Annotated in this window: 14 protein-coding genes, 1 tRNA gene and 1 pseudogene; 6 read left to right on the top strand and 10 right to left on the bottom strand. The window is 35.5% G+C overall.

All coding sequences use genetic code 11. The features are described 5' to 3' along the window. The first annotated feature begins 233 nt into the window (after nucleotides 1-233). Nucleotides 234-725 carry a hypothetical protein gene (locus tag ACM9HF_RS17760; RefSeq protein ID WP_473612404.1) on the top strand — a complete coding sequence of 164 codons (492 nt, stop codon included), beginning with the start codon at nucleotides 234-236 and terminating at the stop codon, nucleotides 723-725. Beyond that, the gene (locus ACM9HF_RS17765) at nucleotides 725-1,810 is read left to right on the top strand and encodes a hypothetical protein (RefSeq protein WP_473612407.1); all 1,086 of its coding nucleotides are present in this window, start codon (nucleotides 725-727) and stop codon (nucleotides 1,808-1,810) included. Before ACM9HF_RS17760 ends, ACM9HF_RS17765 begins: the two co-directional genes overlap by 1 nt. Nucleotides 1,811-2,185: 375 nt before the next feature. Here the strand turns inward: ACM9HF_RS17765 and ACM9HF_RS17770 are convergent, their stop codons facing one another. Further along, complete coding sequence (locus ACM9HF_RS17770) at nucleotides 2,186-3,238, bottom strand: aldo/keto reductase (protein WP_473612411.1); 1,053 nt, start codon at nucleotides 3,236-3,238, stop codon at nucleotides 2,186-2,188. Nucleotides 3,239-3,724: 486 nt separating this feature from the next. On the opposite strand from ACM9HF_RS17770, the gene ACM9HF_RS17775 reads away from it, so the two are divergent. From ACM9HF_RS17775 to ACM9HF_RS17790, 4 genes and pseudogenes are all read left to right on the top strand, one after another. Then, nucleotides 3,725-4,045 (top strand): hypothetical protein, encoded by a 321-nt coding sequence (locus ACM9HF_RS17775; RefSeq protein ID WP_473612415.1) that lies wholly within the window; start codon nucleotides 3,725-3,727, stop codon nucleotides 4,043-4,045. A gap of 102 nt (nucleotides 4,046-4,147) precedes the next feature. Then, nucleotides 4,148-5,128: pseudogene (locus ACM9HF_RS17780) on the top strand (IS630 family transposase). A 28-nt stretch (nucleotides 5,129-5,156) separates the two neighbouring features. Then, a complete protein-coding gene (locus tag ACM9HF_RS17785; protein ID WP_473612419.1) occupies nucleotides 5,157-5,351 on the top strand; it encodes a helix-turn-helix transcriptional regulator in 195 nt (64 codons plus the stop codon). Between the two features lie 604 nt (nucleotides 5,352-5,955). Beyond that, nucleotides 5,956-7,098 (top strand): HNH endonuclease, encoded by a 1,143-nt coding sequence (locus ACM9HF_RS17790; RefSeq protein ID WP_473612423.1) that lies wholly within the window; start codon nucleotides 5,956-5,958, stop codon nucleotides 7,096-7,098. Nucleotides 7,099-7,792: 694 nt separating this feature from the next. Here the strand turns inward: ACM9HF_RS17790 and ACM9HF_RS17795 are convergent. The 9 genes from ACM9HF_RS17795 to dnaG form a co-directional block, all read right to left on the bottom strand. Further along, a complete protein-coding gene (locus ACM9HF_RS17795) occupies nucleotides 7,793-8,617 on the bottom strand; it encodes a hypothetical protein (protein ID WP_473612427.1) in 825 nt (274 codons plus the stop codon). A 44-nt stretch (nucleotides 8,618-8,661) separates the two neighbouring features. Next, a complete protein-coding gene (locus ACM9HF_RS17800; protein ID WP_473612431.1) occupies nucleotides 8,662-8,964 on the bottom strand; it encodes a helix-turn-helix domain-containing protein in 303 nt (100 codons plus the stop codon). A 10-nt stretch (nucleotides 8,965-8,974) separates the two neighbouring features. After that, nucleotides 8,975-9,241, bottom strand: a complete 267-nt coding sequence (locus ACM9HF_RS17805) for a helix-turn-helix transcriptional regulator (protein WP_473612435.1) — start codon at nucleotides 9,239-9,241, stop codon at nucleotides 8,975-8,977. A gap of 122 nt (nucleotides 9,242-9,363) precedes the next feature. Continuing rightward, nucleotides 9,364-10,332, bottom strand: coding sequence for a hypothetical protein (locus ACM9HF_RS17810; protein WP_473612439.1), 969 nt, complete (start codon nucleotides 10,330-10,332; stop codon nucleotides 9,364-9,366). A 92-nt stretch (nucleotides 10,333-10,424) separates the two neighbouring features. Continuing rightward, entirely contained in the window at nucleotides 10,425-10,853 is a 429-nt protein-coding gene (locus ACM9HF_RS17815; RefSeq protein ID WP_473612444.1) for a hypothetical protein, read from the bottom strand. 15 nt (nucleotides 10,854-10,868) lie between these two features. Continuing rightward, nucleotides 10,869-12,119, bottom strand: a complete 1,251-nt coding sequence (locus tag ACM9HF_RS17820) for an integrase domain-containing protein (protein WP_473612448.1) — start codon at nucleotides 12,117-12,119, stop codon at nucleotides 10,869-10,871. A gap of 167 nt (nucleotides 12,120-12,286) precedes the next feature. Beyond that, a tRNA-Ile gene (locus ACM9HF_RS17825) sits at nucleotides 12,287-12,363 on the bottom strand. A 234-nt stretch (nucleotides 12,364-12,597) separates the two neighbouring features. Further along, on the bottom strand, nucleotides 12,598-14,445 hold the full coding sequence (rpoD, locus tag ACM9HF_RS17830) for an RNA polymerase sigma factor RpoD (RefSeq protein WP_473612452.1): 1,848 nt from the start codon (nucleotides 14,443-14,445) through the stop codon (nucleotides 12,598-12,600). Between the two features lie 153 nt (nucleotides 14,446-14,598). Beyond that, nucleotides 14,599-16,356, bottom strand: a complete 1,758-nt coding sequence (dnaG, locus tag ACM9HF_RS17835) for a DNA primase (RefSeq protein ID WP_473612455.1) — start codon at nucleotides 16,354-16,356, stop codon at nucleotides 14,599-14,601. Between the last annotated feature and the right edge of the window lie 134 nt (nucleotides 16,357-16,490).

Below are 16,490 nucleotides of genomic sequence, written 5' to 3' on the forward strand. Positions count from 1 at the left end.
AAATCTAAGTACATACATCCATGTAGGAACCTATAAGCCTCATAAATTGTTTTTAGATGCATCGAAGAAGCGTTTGAGCCAAATGACTTCATAAACAATGCTTTTTAATAAAGGAACGACCATTATGACAAAGCATTACCCTGAATTGATATCGCTCAAAGCTCTGAAATACACATCTTGATTGGTAACAGGTATAAACATAAATTCATCAAATGCTATAAGTGGTAGAAAGGATGCAGCAGTCACCTAATTTAGGAAAAAATAGAATGCGATTAGGTAACTATACGCTGTCTCGTTGGTTTCTATTACTTACTTTATGTTTCTTTGCCTCTACTCAGGCACATGCCAATGATGTGTATGCTGTATTTACGTTAACCCCAGACTTTAAGCCATTAACTAAAAGTAAGGTAAGAATGCTTTTTAGAGGAAAAACTAAGCTTTTACAAGGAGAAAAGTTTGAGTTGTCTGATTGGCCTCAAAGTAACGATGTTCGCAACGGATTCTATCAAGCATTACTCGGAAAAGATTTAGCTCAAATGAATGCGTATTGGGCAAGACTTTCATTTTCGGGAAAGGCAAGACCCCCTAAAGAAATAGATAATGGGTCGGTAGAGTCTTTGGTTGAATGGATGTCACTAAAACCTTCCCGTATTGGTTACGTCCCTATAGATTTATTACCCGAGAATGCACATGTGCTTTATATTGTTAAAAAGGAGAAGCAATAATGAGCAAGAAGCTCTTAGCATTATTTATATCAACAATTAGTTTCTCATCTTTTGCTGAAATAGAATTAACGGATCAATTATCACTAAGTGGCTTTGGTTCTAGTTCGTTAACTAAATCAAATAATCAAACATTAGTAATTATGAACCGTGGTATTAATGATGAAACGTGTTGGGATTGCGATACTACTTTGGGGCTTCAATTAGATTATTTTAATGATGCTTTTAAAGCGTCTGCACAATTAGTTAAACGACCACAAGATAAATGGAGCGCCCCTGAACTTGAGTGGGCTTATGCGGGCTATTCTATGAGTGAAGTAGAATTTAGAGTGGGGCGTTTACGCATTCCTATATTTTTAGCCTCTGAATATTATTATGTTAGCCATGCGTACAACTATGCCAGACCTCCAGAAGAGCTCTATAATTCTATATTAGGACTAACGGCATATAATGGGGCAAGTGTTGTTTGGAACTTAGAATTGTTTAATGAATACCAGTTAACAATTATGCCTTTTATTGGCTTTAATAATACCAGTTTAGTGGATGCTGGCGATACTCTTGATGTGGAATTAGATATTGACAGTATGTCGGGTATTAACTTTTTATTGTCTGGTGAATATTACCGTTGGAATTTGTCTTACTTTACCGCTGACTTTGGTCAAACGTTTCAATTTACAAATGCAAGACCTGATGTTCCTTATTTTGAACTGAGTTTTCTTAACGATAGCGTCGAACTTTATTCTTTAGGGCTAGAATATGAGTTTGATTCATTATTATTAACTGCTGAAAGACAAATAGGTAATTTACGTTCTACTTGGTATGCCAGCGCAGCCTATAAACTTAATAAGTTTGTTCCTTATATTCAGTATGGTGAAAATAGAGCTAAAATTACCCGTGTTTCTACATATGATGATAAATCAGGCAGTAGTTTTGTGATGGGTCTTCGTTATGACTTGTTATACAACGTATCACTTAATATTGAATGGCAGAAGTTTAAAAGCTTTGGTGAGCAACGTGGCTCTTTTGTTGAAACACCTAATAAACCAGAAGCCGATCTATATACTTTAATGTTCAACTTTGTGTTTTAAAGAGAATACTCCCAAGCTAGGGCCTGTTGCTCTTTTGAGTATGATGTTTGTTCAATTTAAAAGCGTTTTAGTCACAGGTTTTACGTTCCAAACAAAACCTAAGTACCTGCATCCGTGCAGGCAAGGCAAACGTTTTGTCACATAGTCATTCTATGTAAAAAAGGTTTACAGAAGAATAAATCGTTTTTAAATGAACCCTTGGGCAGCGCTTGTTTGATATTTCTACATCGTTATAGTGATTTTATGTGGCGCGACCACACATCAATCACTATGTCTTATATAAAAATCAAACAGATTGCTGCAAAAATATACCTGAAAGGTCAACAGACCCTAATCATTTCAACTAGTTTAGGGGATTTATCTTTTATCAAATAATTAAAAAGGTGTAGGGTAATCTCTTAATACGCCATCAATATCATTTAATGCTTCTGTGCTCAATTCAATATCAAATCCTTTAATATTTTCTTTCAGTTGGTCCATAGTAGTTGCACCAATGATTGTTGACGTTACTCCACGTACTTGTTTACACCAAGCTAATGCGAGTTGTGCAGGTGTAATGTTATATTGGTTAGCAATATCGACATAAGCTGCTGTTGCTTTATGGGCTGAAGGTGTGTCTCTGTATATACCGTTTCTTTGTTCATAGGTCCATCGGCTACCTTCTGGGCGTGTATTATTTAAGTATTTACCCGTTAACATACCGGTAGCCAGAGGTGACCACGGTAAATACGCGATATTTTCACGAATGCAGTTTTCGAGTAAATAAGGGGAATCTTGTGTATGAAGTAAACTGAACTCGTTTTGAACAGAAACAATACGGGGTAAGTTATGTTGTTCACTTAACTTTAAATAGGTATTAATGCCCCATGGCGTATCGTCAGATAATCCACAATGTCTAATTTTTCCGGCTTCTACACAGCGCGATAATCCTTGTAGAATATCAAGCATATCTTCAATTTCACGCTCTGAAGTTGTTTGTGTGAAATCAATTTGATTGGGCCAATGGTTTCCAAAATGAGGAAAACTACGATTAGGCCAATGTAACTGAAATAAATCAATATAATCAGTTTGTAAGCGTTTTAACGAGCCTTCAACTGCAAGCTCTACGCTTTTACCCGTGATTGGCTCTCCGTTTCTGATCCAAGGTAAGCCTTGCCCTGAGATTTTTGTGGCTAACACTATATCTTTTCTTTTCTGGAGATTGTTAGATAACCAGTTACCTATAATCGTTTCGGTTTTACCATAGGTTTCTGGTGCAGGAGGAACAGCATAAAGTTCAGCGGTATCAATAAAGTTAATATTTTGAGATAACGCATAATCAATTTGTTGATCTGCTTCTTGCTGATTATTTTGTAACCCCCAAGTCATGCTACCTAAGCAAACCTCAGAAACCGATAAATCACTACTACCTAATAAAGAATATTTCATAACTACCTTATGAGTGGTTAATTAAAGTGTATGTCATTTTATATTGGTACGGGTAGGTGGAATACCAAGGTGAACAGATGAATTAATGCTGATTCTATTAATAAATTTATCTACCTTGTCTTTTGAAATATTCTATTTAACCCAAATTCCGGTTATTTATTATATAGGCTAGTATTAGGTGGTAATATGCTCATTAATCCACTTTTCAAGTTGATATTTCATTAATCACCTGAACGGCGAGCAACTTCTTTACCTTGTTTAAAAATTAAAACGGTAGGCGTTGCTTTTACGTTAAGTGTTCAAAAAACGCTGTAATCGTTATTATACAAATCGCCATAATCCATTGATCATTTATACTCGTCTGAATGGCCAGTTACATCGTTATTTATTTAATAATTAGAGCACTCCTTATTAAAATAAATTCCTCGCCTATAGGCGTAGGTGTTTAGGTTCAGTCTGGAGCGATGAACCTGTTTACAACTGTTAGTGAAAGCTAAAGAAAGCGATAAAGTTTTATTTACTCGGTTGATACCAGAAGATATTGAGGATTCGAGCTACCAACATTTTTTTGATTACGATATAAAAATAGTGGATCGACTTTCATTCTTAAAAGGTAGCGATAGAGGTTCATATTGTATAAATCTTTATCGTTTTAGTAAGAAATATACCTCTACAGAAATTGAAAAGATAACGGATGTTTCTAATTTTTTGATGAGTTGTGCGATAAAACATACTCGACTTGCTGGTGGACTATCCGATTTTTTAACCAGAGAGGCTCAAATTAATGAGTTATACCAATTAGTCTAATTATATGATCTAATGTCATTTATTTACTCATAATAAATCACATTGAACACTCATAGCTCACAAGAATTAAAAATACTCTCCAACAAAGTAAAAGATCATCGAATGAGGCTACGCTTGCTAGCCGTTTCACACTTTAAATCGGGTAAGAATAGATCAGAAGTTGCTAGAACACTTAATATAAGTAGAAGAATTGTTAATGATTGGGTTGCGAACTACATCAGCAAAGGTTTACTTGGTCTTGAGAGTAAAAAACCTACAGGGCGACCTAGCTATCTTACAGAGCAAGATAAAGAAATATTGAGTCAATATATAAAGGCTCAATGCCAATCCGATATGGGTGGACGACTAACGGGTGAGTGTATCCGACTATATATCAACGCTAATTTTGATGTTGATTATCATCCCAACGCCATTTATTAAGTTATTAAAATCAATGGGATTTAGCTGGATAACAAGTCGCTCACGACACCCAAAACAGTCTGATGAAGTACAAGAAGATTTTAAAAAAAATTCGAAAGTGAAATGATCCGCACGCTCCCATGGAATGTGAGGCTTAAAGAGATAGATGTGTGGTTCCAAGACGAAGCACGTTTTGGACAGCAAAATACAACGACAAGGCTCTGGGCAGAGAAAGGAACAAGACCGAGAGCCGTTAGGCAACAACAGTTTGAATACGCTTACCTTTTTGGTGCTGTTTGCCCATCAACAGGCGCAACTGAGGCACTGATTTCTCCAGTAATGAACATGGATGTAATGGAACAACATTTGGCTTTAATTTCTCAAAAAACTCAAGAAGGACGACATGCGGTGATCGTTGTCGATGGTGCTGCATGGCACCAAGCTTACCTTGCTGATAAATTTAACAACGTAACGATCATTAAGTTACCACCGTATTCACCCGAGTTGAATCCAATAGAGCAAGTTTGGAGTTGGTTGCGCCAACATCATTTAGCGAATAGGTGCTTTCAAGGCTATGATGACATCCTCGATGCTTGCTCTGATGCATGGAACTCATTTGTGAGTGATGCAAAGCGGGTCATGAAAATGTGTAGTAGAGATTGGATTAAGGTGGGAAAAACTTAAGATGGAATGGTATTAGAGCAAAGACTACATGCCATTAATAGTAAGGCTAACAACAAGAGAGCTAGGAGTATGTGTTAGGGCCTTGCTTGGTTTGTCTAGCGAGGGAATAGGATTAGATTTAGGCATTAAAATAACTAGTGTACAAACCTACCGTAAACGCGCTTATGCTAAGTTAAATATATCAAGCCAAAATGAACTATTTGGTTTATGTTTGAAAAATTAATAAAGCACAGAAAATTCCCTCTGCTTTTAGAGTATTAAACTGAGTTTATTGCTTTAATTTTAGCGCGATTAGAAAATTGAGCTCATATTAACTGCTACCTAGGCTCACTGATTCTCGTATCTAGCCGTTGGCGAGTAAATGAATCAGTTAAGTTTGAAGCTTTAATAAATACTTGTGTGTTTTTATTAATATTATAAGCAATTCGATCTTCGAGCACTGTATCACTATAAGTGTTACTTAAACTTTGAGATTGCGCAGAACTTCACAGATAAAGTGTTATATTTTAACTAAGTGAGATAGGGCGAGACTAAATTATATAAGAAATGAAAATGGTGGCCCTCCCTGACCTGAATTTAATGTCTAAGTCTATGATAAATTTATCTATATATTTTGGTTGTGTTTATTGGTGTTACTTCTAGTGTTACTAGAAGTTAAAGTCATCTAATTTCACGGAAATTAATTTTAAATTATTTTTATATTGTCTCTTAAAATAAATCAAAGATGATTTAATGTTTATTATGTAATCTTAATTCAATGTAGAATTAGTAATAAATACTTGTAATTAAGTTATCAAAAACAGGCTTTAATTTGGAGTTTTGCTTTTATGACAAATATAAATGAATGCGCTTATTGTGAATCAGTAATTACGAAAGAAAATGATTCAAGAGAACATATAATTCCAAACTCTATTGGTGGGAAGCAAACTGTTTGTGGATTTATTTGCAAGGATTGTAATAATTCACTAGGTAATTCTTGGGATTTTGAATTGTCAGAACGACTAAAATGGTTCACATTAGCTTTGGGTGTTAAGCGTGATAGGGTTCAAAATAAAAATCAAAGCATGGCAATTAAAACAAAAGATGGTACTAATTTAAATTTAACATCTGAAGGCGTATTAACTCCTCAAGAACCATTTTTTGAGTCCACACCATATGACAATAAAGTTAATATTCGTATGCTTGCACGAACTGAGCATGAAGCTAAAAATATGTGGCGAGGAGTTAAGAATAAATATCCTCAATCAGATGTTGGAGAGCCTTTAAAAATACAGCAATTTAAAGTTAATAGCCCACATGGAATAAACTTATCTTTTAATGGCGTCAATCTAAATTGTTCGGTTGTTAAGACAGCTTTAGCGATGTGTTTTAATCTTGGTATTAAACCTAGAGATTGCGAGGTAGGCATTAAAACATTAAAAAACACTACGGGTAGTAATGATGTTTGTTCTTTTTATATTAATGATGTTGTTTTAGATCGCCCTCATGGGCTCTTGTTTCACCTTGTAGCACTTAGAGGTGATTCAAAAAAATCTACTCTTATAGCTTACGTAGAGTATTTTGGTGTAATGAGGAAAGTGATAAAACTTAGTAATCAATTTAATGGGAAGAGTTTTGATTCAGTATATTCAATTAATCCTCAGACCCGAAAAGAGTTGGATTTATCCGTCAACTTGGATATACCAGAAGAAGAGTTAGGAGCTGCATTTAATGGGTTAGCTTATCCTGACAGCTTTTCTAATGCTTGTAATAATGCATTTAAAATATCCGAAGGCATTCGAGTAATGAGGGAAAGGCAGTATGTTTTTCGTAATGAATTATTAAAAGCTAGAGTGCATCTTGGAATAGAAAAAAATAGTACGCCTAAATTGAAAGATGCAGAAGAGTTTAATCGCTTCATGACAAAACAGATTGGTCCGATAGAAGATTATATTAATAATGCTCCACCTTTACCTAAACGAAAAAAATAATAGGCTTATTGTGTTGTTAACTTTTATTTAGTCAATACTGACTATTTAAGTGTATTTCCCCTTTGTTTATGACTACTCCCATAGCTTTAATTTGGGTTGTTAGAGTGATATGACAAGTTTTAACGCATAGATTATCGAGACATATAATTTATTAGATGACCATTTTCGGTCACAATAATTAACACTGCATTACTTGTTAAAATCGACATTATCATAATTCAATAACTGCGCATTGATTGCGTAGTACGCAGTTAACTTTGAGTAATAACCTAATTTATTAATATTTATTAGGTAAGGCGAATTTACATCTTTAGGTAATCTTATAGAGGTGGCTCAGAAAATAACATCGCAATTGAAGTTAAACTATTTATGGCTAGCATGCCCCGTCACACTTACCCCGTTTAGCGAAACTATAGTGCTCCCGTCAGTTTGATAGATACACATAAAATTATCAGCATAATCATCAATAAATTCTGGATGTTCACATTGAGCATTTATGTTGCTATGCACTTTTATGTTCTTTTTATAATATGTCAAAAGTAATCGAGGCATTAAAATACATGTGATAAAAGTTATTATTTCCATTTCACTTTTCCATTAATAAGATATCTTACACTCTAGCATTATAATAAAGATTAACTAAAAACAACGCATAACAACATGTAAGAATATTAATAATAAACTGAAATGAGTCTTACGCTTTTTCCCAATCATTAAGCCACTCGTCTGTTGTTTGTTCTTCTGGCTTCTTAATATAATTAGTATCAGGTAAATAATTACTTATTACCGCGCTACCTTGTTTACTTAATTCGTACTTATCTGGACACGTACCGAAATATCCCTGTAAGCCTTTATTATCATATGCTTTCGTAATATCATTGTTTGGCGTTCTTGTCTGGCTGTTGTATGGGAGTTGTCTGGCAATTGTATGGGAGTTGTATGGCAAACAGTGTGAAAGCTTCTTTAAAATTTGATTGTGGTGACAGTTCATTAAAGGAATGATTTTATCTTTTAACTTACTACTACGATCAAAGGTAGGTACAAAAAAACAATGTTTTAAGTTTCCCATATAATCATGAAAACTAGATAGTCTCGACGGTAAGCTCAAACCAGTTGATAACCAAAATTGATAGAATTTATATTTTTTATTTACGCGAAATTGACCTTTAGGTAAGCAACTTCCTTTTATTCCATTTTTAGTTGTACGACTTCTTTTTAATTCAACATTAAAAGTTACATAACAATCCTCTCCAGTTACTAAATTAATTAACTGTAAATTAAGTCCTGAGCTTTTATGTTTTCCATAATATCCAGTTGAATAGTTATCATAGATATAAACATCTATATCAAGCACGCAGGCTATTTCTCTTAATAAGTTTGCGGAATTTTCAGCAAGCCACTTTTTAGGTACTTGCTGATTACTTGCTGGCGTTATAATTAACTGACCATTAATAATATTAATCTGATCACCCCTAGAAATTAAAACTTCTAGCAATGAGCATTTTTTAATATGGTTCATTGTGGGATCTTCTTTAATGAATTAACTTATACATGTGATATGTTTCAGGTTTTATCATCGATATTGATATCAGATAAAAGTACGTATTTAGCAACGCTATGAGCTTTGTTATCAGGTGTTTTTTCATTAACCCGGTAAGTTTCTATATTATGGCCTTGCGCCCTTAATTCTAAAATACGTGGTGCTGGCGATAATATATGTAATTCATCTCGTATTTGTAGGGTAGTGGCAGAGCCATACTTTTCCAAATACTCTAATATTTGCACTCGCTGAGAGGCAGCGCTAATATCTAAAGTGTCATTTGATTGGTGAGTGCCGTTATTACTTGCGGCCTTATCTTTTGTCATAAAACTCCCCTTATGCGGCTTGCTGACGTTGTTCAACTAGCTTCATTACAAGTGCTTTAATCTCTTGGGCACTTACGCCAGCTAATAAAGCTCGATTAACAGCTTCTATTTCAAAGTTAACCCAAGCCACTGAGCGTTCGCCTAATGATATTGGAGGTGGCATTAAGCCTAACTTTACCTTTTCGTAGAATGATGATTTAGGGAGTCCGCATAGCTTTGTTACTTCGCCAATGCGTAAATATATAAGTGGAGTTGTAATGTTGTTGTACTGAACCATATCGTTACCTTTTGGGTTGTGTTGTTTGATATGGTTTTATTAAAATCTATTTATTAAGTACTTTGTGGCAACTGCCAAAATCAATTGGCAACTAACCTATAAATAATTAGTTGCCAAAAAGATTATTCTGAAAGAAGCTTTATTCCTTTTGTTATTCGCTCTCTGATTGCTCTCTCACTTAAACCAGCTTGTAGCTCAGGTAAATATTCTTCCAATTTCTTAGCAACTTGAAGAACGGTAGGTTTATCTACAGTACCTAGCATATTACCTTTAGTACTAACTAACGCCTTAGTTAACAATCCGATAGTTTTATATAAATTATCCGTCTCCCTAGTCGATGGCGACTTTATAACAGTATTATTATTCAGGTTATTATTTTGTACGTTCTCTGTATTGAATAAAGCTTCAGCCATTCGGTCAACTTCACTTTGTAATGATAAAACTACCTTACCTTTATTGATTCTGTCATATTTAGCGCTCGCATATTCACAAGCTTGAATTATTAACTCTTCTGACACTTTCGGGAGATACTTTATATATTTCTTAGCTGCTTTTTTAAAATTAAATGTTTGTTCACTCTCTTTTGATAATCTTTTTAATTCAAGAAAAGATTGATCATTACTAATTATCTCCTCCAAAAACATAAGATTAATATCCACCCCAGCATCATTAACAAGTTTTAAGAACTGGGGTAAATGCACGTAACTATCGAACAGGTAAGCTTCATAGTTAATACCACCATCAATAGGTGAAACTAAGCTGCCAATCAATTCAGATGATATATTTTCTGTAAAATCAGAAATAATTAAGTTTACTAAAGGGGGAGGATTTCCGTAATTATCACTCGCTATGAAAGATGGATAACTTATTTGTATCTCACATAACCCTCTAATTCTTTTGGGGCTACATTGAGATCCATTAATAGGTGTTTTTACATCACAAATACCACAGACAAAAGAATAAAAGGTTATGTGTTGAGCTAAATATTCAACATACCTCTGTTCAGGTTCAGCTAAAAACAGTTCATCATAATAAAACGTTTTTGTAGCCAATCCTATCTTTATAAAAGCTTCATTATTACTAATATACATATTGTACCCTCAGTACAACCCTCATTAAATAACTAAGCCAGAGCGGTGAGGTACCACTTTTTCGGGAGCTACCCTAGGCTTGGTTAAACTTTTTAAGCTGCTGCTTGCTCTGGTTGATTAATCATTAAGTCATCAAATAAACTAACAGCATTAATTAATAATGTATCAGCCACGTAAATTGCTGATACTTGCGCTTTGATCAGTTCGTTAGGATATTCAGCCTCACACCAATTACTAGTCGCTAGTTCTGTTATTGCGTGATTGAAAGTAGATATTTGCTTATAAGCGGTAAACGCTTTAGAGAATAAAATACCTTTATTATCTTGATCCCACATTTCATCGGTAATAGCTTGCGCATCAGAGACACACTGTAATGATTTGATTAAGTCTACATTTAAAAATATTGTTCTTTCGCAAACAGCATTTGCAGTAGAAAGCAGTGTTAACTTTAATATCGAATATGCGCTGTTAAAATCATCTGCCATTTGTGTGGCACGGTCGTCTAGATAAATATTATTCATTGTTTATTTTCCTTATTAAAAATTAACTACACTAAGACCTTTATTACCTAAAGCAGACAGACTCATATTACCGGTTGCTGCTTTTTCAATATGTTCAGACCACCAGTTCATTAACGCGCGTCTTCGCTCGATATATTCGCTACGGTTGTAAGCTCGTCTTACTTCGTTTTTATCAATATGAGCTAAAGCGGCCTCGATAACATCAGGATCAAATCCTTGTTCGTTTAATGTTGTGCTAGCTAATGCCCTTAATCCGTGCGAAACAAGCTGACCAGCAAAACCAATTCGTTTTAATGCCATATTAGCTGTTTGTGTATTTGCGTGGCTGTTATTTGCTCTATGGCTCGGGAATAAATATTCTTTGTGACTGCTAATAGGTTTTAATCTTTCAAGGATCGCTAATGTTTGTTGAGTTAATGGGATGGTATGAGGTTTACCCATTTTCATTCGTTCTGCAGGGATAATCCAAAGATTGTTTGTAAAGTCTATTTCTTCCCACTTCGCTTTGGCTGTTTCCGCTGGCCTAGTCATAGTGTGTAATTGAAATTCAACTAAACAACGAGTAATAAACATTATGTTAGAAGTGGATAAAGCGACCATTAATTCAGGCAGCCTATCTGGTGTGATGGTTGCCATGTTTTGTTTTTTAGGTGCGGCAAACAATTTAGTAATATCTGATAGGGTATTTGCTTCAATATGACCAGATGCAACAGCTAACCTCATAATCTCATTAACAACCCTACATAAACGTTTTACAGTTTCTAAGCTGCCTTTTGCTTCAATAGGTTTGAGTATATCAATGACAGTTTTTGGTTTTACCAGATGAATAGGGGTATGTTGTAAAAGTGGTAATACGTGTTTATCTAAAGACTTCCATGCATGTATAGCTGTTTCAGGCTTAACGGCTTTTGATTTTAACTCGAGCCATTTCTCAGCAAATGAACCAAAAGTATTATTTAGAGCTTCAAGTTTTTGTCTTGCTTGTTCTTCTCGGTGATATTTCGGATCGATATTTTGGGCTAAAAGCTCTCTTGATTCTTTTCGAAGTTCCCTTGCTTGTGCAAGTGACAGGGCAGGGTATGAGCCAAAACTGATGTTTGCTCGTTTTTTTGTGATCGGACGATAATAATTAAATAGCCAGAGTTTGGAACCAGTCGGCTTTATCCGTAAAAATAAGCCGTCACCATCAACTAGGCTGTACTCCTTGTCTTTTGGTTTTGCTTGTTTTATTTCCGTATTTGTTAAGGGTTTTGTTGTTCTAGCCATTTTTAGTAACACCAAAGTTAGTAACATCATGTCCGTGTTACTATAAATGTTACCTAAACTTTCAGATTGTGCAAGACCCCCTCAGACAGTTACAGGTAGAACTACCTTGTAATAACTAGGTTTTATATGGGGTATAGGACTGTACTAGATGATATGAGAAGTGAAAATGGTGGGCCCTCCCCGACTTGAACGGGGGACCTGCCGATTATGAGTCGGATGCTCTAACCAACTGAGCTAAGGGCCCATTTTCATGGCCTAGGCCTGAAAACTTTTTCTTGCTAAAAAACATTACATCTCAAAGCGGCGTGAAGTATAAGCATTTTTTATTTTGTTGTCACCACTATAATCTGAAATAATTTATAAAAATTGACTGTTAGCTTAATTGTTAAACAAAATAAGCGTTTATTTATTTTTTAATCGCCGAAAATGAAAAAATCCAGCACTTGGCTGGATTTTTAAATAAGGTGTTAAACGGTTTTTATTCGCCGTCTAAGAAACTCTTAAGTTGTTCTGAGCGAGAAGGATGACGCAATTTACGTAATGCTTTCGCTTCTATTTGACGAATACGTTCACGTGTAACATCAAACTGCTTACCAACTTCTTCTAGCGTATGGTCAGTATTCATATCAATACCAAAACGCATTCTTAATACTTTAGCTTCACGTGCTGTTAAACCAGCGAGTACTTCGTGAGTTGCATCTTTTAAGTTTTCAGAGGTTGCAGAATCAACAGGTAATTCACCGCTACCATCTTCAATAAAGTCACCTAAATGTGAATCTTCGTCATCACCAATAGGGGTTTCCATTGAGATAGGTTCTTTCGCTATTTTTAATACCTTACGAATTTTATCTTCAGGCATTACCATGCGTTCAGCTAACTCTTCAGGAGTTGGCTCACGACCCATTTCTTGTAACATTTGGCGAGAAATACGATTAAGTTTGTTAATCGTTTCAATCATGTGTACAGGAATACGGATTGTGCGGGCTTGGTCAGCAATTGAACGTGTAATTGCTTGGCGTATCCACCATGTAGCATAGGTTGAAAACTTGTAACCACGACGGTATTCAAATTTATCAACTGCTTTCATTAAGCCGATGTTACCTTCTTGGATCAGATCTAAGAATTGTAAACCACGGTTGGTGTATTTTTTAGCGATTGAAATAACAAGACGTAAGTTGGCTTCTACCATTTCTTTTTTCGCACGGCGAGCTTTAGCTTCACCAATTGACATACGACGGTTAATGTCTTTAATGCCATGTACGTTTAGGTAAGTTTCTTCTTCAATCATGTTAAGTTTGTAGATGCAACGTTCTACGTCTAACTCAATATCAGCTAGCTTAGCTGAATGAGGTAAGCCCGCATTTTTTTGCTCGTTAAACCAATCTTTTGATGTTTCGTTGCCTGGGAATATTTTGATAAAGGTAGCTTTAGGCATACCTGCACCAACAACACAGTGCTTCATGATCAAACGTTCTTGAACACGTAAACGGTCCATTACGCTACGCATGTTTTTAACTAAACGATCAAAAACTTTAGGTACAATTCTAAATTCTTTGAATACTTCAGCTAATGCATCAATTGCAACTTGTGCGTCAGTATGGCCTCTGCCTTTATCACTGATAATTTTGTTTGCAGCTTCATAAGCATCACGAAGTAAACCAAATTTTTCTTTGGCTAATTCAGGATCCGGCCCTGTATCTTCTTCTTCTTCGTCTTCATCATCGTCACTGTCTTTATCTTTGTCTTCATCATCTAATTCTTCTTTAGATAACTCAGAACCAATATGAGTTGCAGCGGCAGGAATTTCTTCTTCTTCAGCATCAGGGTCTAAAAAGCCAACGATTATATCGCTTAAGCGAACTTCTTCTGCTTCGAAGTTGTCCCATTGCTCTAATAAGTAATTAATTGCAGGAGGGTATTCAGAAACCGAACGTTGTACTTCTTTGATACCTTCTTCAATACGTTTTGCGATAACTATTTCGCCCTTACGGGTTAATAGCTCAACAGTACCCATTTCACGCATGTACATACGTACGGGATCTGTTGTACGACCAATTTCGCTTTCAACTGAAGCAAGTGCTTGCGCAGCAGCTTCGGCAGCGTCTTCATCGGTGTTCGCTTCACTCATCATTAAGGTATCGTTATCAGGCGCGTTTTCAAACACCTGTATACCCATGTCGTTGATCATTCTAACGATGTCTTCAACTTGGTCAGAGTCAATAATCTCTTGAGGAAGATGATCATTAACTTGAGCAAATGTTAAATAACCTTGCTCTTTACCTTTAGTTATTAGCTCTTTAAGCCTAGATTGTGGGGCTTTATCCATTGACGAGTGTCCACCTAATTTATGGGTATCAAATTGAAAAAAGTAAGCCTTGAATTATAGCAATATGCTTGCTTAATTACCAGACGTAAACCGATATATTGTTAACTAGTTGTTATACCAAGTTGATTATTTATATACAACTTTAAACGCCTATTAGGCGCTAAGTAAACTATGTAATTCTTGTTTTTCTATTTTTGTTAAACCTGTTGTTTGTTCTTTTGAAAGTAATGCTTCAGTACGTTGTTCGATAAAAATATTGAGAAAACGTTCAATAATATCTAAAAAAGTAGATTCTGCGTTTTCAGGCTCAATATGATGTTCTAAGTACATTAATTTAGTGAGCTGCTTACTTTCTTCTTGACCTCTATACTTTTCAATAATTTGTGCACTATGAATACTTGGGTTTTGCTTGCATATCATGAGTAACTGATTTAACAGGGGTATTCCAGGTACATTTAAATGCGTAAGTATTGATATATCAGGTAAAGCATTAACTATATGGGGATGCTCAAGTAATAATGCAATAGCTAATCGAACAGGTGTTATTTTTGTTTGCTTTTTTATGGGCGTTTTTGTGTTTTTTGAAGCAAACGCTTTATTTAATTTAGCGAGTTGTTGCTCATTACCGCTGCCAAAGTTATTAGCGAGTTTGGTTACAATGGCATCTTTTAGATGGCTGTCAGGTAATTTTTCTAAATAGGGTTTAAATGCATTAATAGCAGATGATTTACCTTCGGCGGAAGTCATATCGTATTGGGCTAATAAATGCTCAAATAAAAAGTCAGAAAGAGGTGTTGCTTGATCTATTATAGCCTCAAAAGCTTGCTGGCCTTTTGTGCGTATTAGGCTGTCAGGGTCTTCTCCGTCAGGTAAAAAAACAAACCTTAGTGAGTAACCATCTTGAATTAAGGGTAGGGCATTATCCATAGCTCGCCAAGCTGCATCTCGGCCGGCTCTATCACCATCGTAGCAACATATAACTTCTTTAACGGTTCTAAAGAGTGTTTGTAGTTGCTCTGGAGTTGTTGCTGTACCTAATGATGCTACAGCGTAAGTTACACCATGTTGGGCTAATGCGACTACGTCCATATAGCCTTCAACTACAAGTAAGCGTGATAGTTGTTTATTTGCTAATTTTGCTTCGTATAAGCCGTAAAGTTCTTGGCCTTTATGATAAATACGCGTTTCTGGGGAGTTTAAGTATTTAGGTGTTCCATCTGATAGTACTCTACCACCAAAACCAATAACACGGCCTCGTTTGTCGCGAATAGGGAATTGTATACGACCTCTAAAGCGATCATAAGGCTTGTTTTTATCGCCCTGAATAGCCATGCCTAAATCAACAAGTTGTTTAGTAATTGCTGAGCTTTTAGCAAATACGTTCATCATGCCATCCCAAGCATCGCTGATGTAACCAATACCAAACTGTTTGACTATTTCGCCACTTAAACCGCGACCTTTTAAGTAGTTTATGGCCGTTTCTTTGTCATTAGCTACACGCAGTTGTTGTTGATAAAAACGGCTGATTTGTTCCATTAAGGCATAATCATCTTGTTTTTGTGCGTAAACTTGTTGCTGTTGTTTTTGTTGTGCGGGCGTTTGATTATTGTCTTCACGCGGAACGGTCATACCGTAGTGTGAAGCGAGTTCTTCTACAGCATCAGGAAATTCTAATCGATCAAATTCCATTAAAAATGAAATCGCATTGCCATGTTCGCCACAACCAAAGCAATGATAAAATTGTTTGTCTTGGCTTACGCTAAATGAAGGTGATTTTTCGGTATGAAAAGGGCAACAAGCTTGATAATTTTTACCTGCTTTTTTTAAAGGAACACGACTATCAATAAGTTCAACAATATCAGCTCTGGCTAATAAGTCATCGATGAACTGTCTTGGGATCATACCTGCCATATAATTAGAACACTCGAATGTTGAGAATAGGGAACTTCGTTTTCTATTTTACACAATAAAATCGTTTGATTGATATTAGTTTTCAATCTTTAAATTTAAGGGAATAAAAAACCGCGAGGCATAAGCAATCGCGG

It is taken from the genome of Colwellia sp. RE-S-Sl-9, from assembly GCF_048296855.1.
Lineage (GTDB): Bacteria > Pseudomonadota > Gammaproteobacteria > Enterobacterales > Alteromonadaceae > Pseudocolwellia.

What these genes read in the sequence shown, in the direction of transcription:
- ACM9HF_RS17795 (WP_473612427.1), bottom strand. Translation starts at nt 8,617, where the DNA reads ATGAACCATATTAAAAAATGCTCATTGCTAGAAGTTTTAATTTCTAGG.
- ACM9HF_RS17765 (WP_473612407.1), top strand. Translation starts at nt 725, where the DNA reads ATGAGCAAGAAGCTCTTAGCATTATTTATATCAACAATTAGTTTCTCA.
- ACM9HF_RS17770 (WP_473612411.1), bottom strand. Translation starts at nt 3,238, where the DNA reads ATGAAATATTCTTTATTAGGTAGTAGTGATTTATCGGTTTCTGAGGTT.
- ACM9HF_RS17785 (WP_473612419.1), top strand. Translation starts at nt 5,157, where the DNA reads ATGCCATTAATAGTAAGGCTAACAACAAGAGAGCTAGGAGTATGTGTT.
- ACM9HF_RS17810 (WP_473612439.1), bottom strand. Translation starts at nt 10,332, where the DNA reads ATGTATATTAGTAATAATGAAGCTTTTATAAAGATAGGATTGGCTACA.
- ACM9HF_RS17790 (WP_473612423.1), top strand. Translation starts at nt 5,956, where the DNA reads ATGACAAATATAAATGAATGCGCTTATTGTGAATCAGTAATTACGAAA.
- dnaG (WP_473612455.1), bottom strand. Translation starts at nt 16,356, where the DNA reads ATGGCAGGTATGATCCCAAGACAGTTCATCGATGACTTATTAGCCAGA.
- ACM9HF_RS17800 (WP_473612431.1), bottom strand. Translation starts at nt 8,964, where the DNA reads ATGACAAAAGATAAGGCCGCAAGTAATAACGGCACTCACCAATCAAAT.
- ACM9HF_RS17805 (WP_473612435.1), bottom strand. Translation starts at nt 9,241, where the DNA reads ATGGTTCAGTACAACAACATTACAACTCCACTTATATATTTACGCATT.
- rpoD (WP_473612452.1), bottom strand. Translation starts at nt 14,445, where the DNA reads ATGGATAAAGCCCCACAATCTAGGCTTAAAGAGCTAATAACTAAAGGT.
- ACM9HF_RS17815 (WP_473612444.1), bottom strand. Translation starts at nt 10,853, where the DNA reads ATGAATAATATTTATCTAGACGACCGTGCCACACAAATGGCAGATGAT.
- ACM9HF_RS17820 (WP_473612448.1), bottom strand. Translation starts at nt 12,119, where the DNA reads ATGGCTAGAACAACAAAACCCTTAACAAATACGGAAATAAAACAAGCA.
- ACM9HF_RS17760 (WP_473612404.1), top strand. Translation starts at nt 234, where the DNA reads ATGCAGCAGTCACCTAATTTAGGAAAAAATAGAATGCGATTAGGTAAC.